Here is a 1,957-nt window from a genome sequence, read left to right as displayed (position 1 = left end):
TCAGTACTACCACCACCTACATCAACATACAAATAGGTAGAATCAGATTCTATTAGTTGGTTTAAATCGGTAGAAGATATAATAGCGGCTTCTTTTTTACCGTCGATAATATCAATTTTAACTTCAGTATTTTTTAAAATTGAATTAGCAACTTCTTCACCATTTTCTGCTTCTCTCATTGCTGAGGTAGCACAAGCTTTATAGCGTTCAACTCCATGAATTTTCATGATGAGTTTAAAGGCTTGCATTGCATCAATCATGCGTTGCGTGTTTGCTTCTGAAATTCGCCCAGAAACAAAAGCATCGGCTCCTAAACGAATAGGCACACGAACTAACGATGATTTTTTAAATTGGGGTTCTCTATCTCTTTCTTCAATAACGTTAGCTACTAATAACCTTACTGCATTAGATCCAATATCAATAGCGCCGTACTTCTTTATTTTCAAAATATATAGATTTATCTATGGTTTTTAGGAAACTCTACTAATATAGTGCTTCCTTTCTTAATGTCTTTCCAATGTTTGGTGTCAAACTGAATCCCTACAACACCACAAGTAGTTACATGGGCAATAGGTTTGTTACCAAATTTGTTTACAAAACTATTAATACCGTGGTCATGACTAAATACAATGGCACTATCAAAACTATCATCAAGTGCTTTTACTGTTTTTACTAAATAACCATCACTAAAATTATATAGCTGACGTTTTATTTTAAGGTTTGACAACGGGTATCCAAAGTTTTCACAAAAAATAACCGCTGTATGTAAAGCTCTATTAGCGCTACTAGAAAGAAAAACATCAGGTTTGTTAATTTTCTTAGCCAGGTATTTAGATAAAAGGTGGGCATCGTTAATGCCACGTTCTTTTAAGGGTCTGTCAATATCTTTAACGCTATCATACTCCCATGATGATTTTGCGTGACGAACGATATATAGTGTTTTCATTCAAATATAAATACTATGTAAATATAAAACTAAGGAGCCAAACGTTCAAGTTTCCAAGAAAAATCTTTTTGTAACGTATATCGAATGCGATCGTGCATACGATTTGGACGCCCTTGCCAAAACTCAATAGAAACAGGTTTTACTAAAAAGCCCCCCCAGTGTTCAGGCCTTGGAATTTCTTGATTTTCAAATTGTTTTTCAAAAGAAACTAACCTTTGGTCTAGTTCTTCACGTGATGTAACTACGTTACTTTGTTCAGAAGCCCAAGCTCCTAATTTGCTTCCATCGGGTCTCGATTCAAAATAGCCATCAGATAGGTTTTCTGACAATTTTTCGGCAGTACCTTTAATAATGATTTGTTGCTCTAAACCAGACCAAAAGAACGATAAACACACTTGATTGTTGTTTAAAATAGCTCTCCCTTTTTCTGAATTGTAATTGGTATAAAAAATAAACCCTTCCCAAGTATATTTTTTTAACAAAACAACTCTACTTTTCGGAAAACCATCTAGCCCTATAGATGCTATAGTCATAGCATTGGCTTCGTCTACCAACTCAGATTCGTCGGCAACAAAAAACCAATCTCTAAATAACTCAATTGGATTTTCAGGACAGTTGCTTTCTAACAACTCTTTTTTCTCGTAAGATTTTCTGTAGTCACTTAAATCGTGTGCCATTACTGTTAATTTATACTATGTAAAAGTACAATTTTATCAGATGTTTTGCTGTTTTTACGTTTTAATATTTAACAAACTTTACATAAAGAGGAGTTAGAAAGGTGCTTGCTGAAATAGTGTTTAGTATGAGTTTTGAAAATGAAATAAAAGGATGGTTGAGGTTTTTAGAATTGTCTTTTTAACCATTTTTTTGAAACATATCCTGAATACCCATCTACAATTACTTTATAAAAAGTATTGTTATATTTTTCTTAAAAATGTCGGATGTTTTGTGCTCTTTTAAAGAATTAATAAATTCTGATATTTCAGTTTTATTTTCAGCGTTTAATATTTT

At 32.8% G+C, this 1,957-nt stretch carries 3 protein-coding genes; all 3 read right to left on the bottom strand.

All coding sequences use genetic code 11. From position 1 onward, the window contains the following. On the bottom strand, positions 1-449 hold a 449-nt coding region (locus tag OU788_RS12200; RefSeq protein WP_446751493.1), incomplete at its 3' end, for a Ppx/GppA phosphatase family protein. Between the two features lie 8 nt (positions 450-457). Beyond that, positions 458-946 (bottom strand): SixA phosphatase family protein, encoded by a 489-nt coding sequence (locus tag OU788_RS12195; protein ID WP_028892913.1) that lies wholly within the window; start codon positions 944-946, stop codon positions 458-460. Between the two features lie 29 nt (positions 947-975). Then, positions 976-1,623 carry a pyridoxamine 5'-phosphate oxidase gene (gene pdxH, locus OU788_RS12190; protein ID WP_274635419.1) on the bottom strand — a complete coding sequence of 216 codons (648 nt, stop codon included), beginning with the start codon at positions 1,621-1,623 and terminating at the stop codon, positions 976-978. Between the last annotated feature and the right edge of the window lie 334 nt (positions 1,624-1,957).

Source organism: Tenacibaculum sp. L6 (genome assembly GCF_028823685.1).
Lineage (GTDB): Bacteria > Bacteroidota > Bacteroidia > Flavobacteriales > Flavobacteriaceae > Polaribacter.
This window is presented reverse-complemented; position numbering and strand designations above follow the sequence as displayed.

What these genes read in the sequence shown, in the direction of transcription:
- OU788_RS12195 (WP_028892913.1), bottom strand. Translation starts at nt 946, where the DNA reads ATGAAAACACTATATATCGTTCGTCACGCAAAATCATCATGGGAGTAT.
- pdxH (WP_274635419.1), bottom strand. Translation starts at nt 1,623, where the DNA reads ATGGCACACGATTTAAGTGACTACAGAAAATCTTACGAGAAAAAAGAG.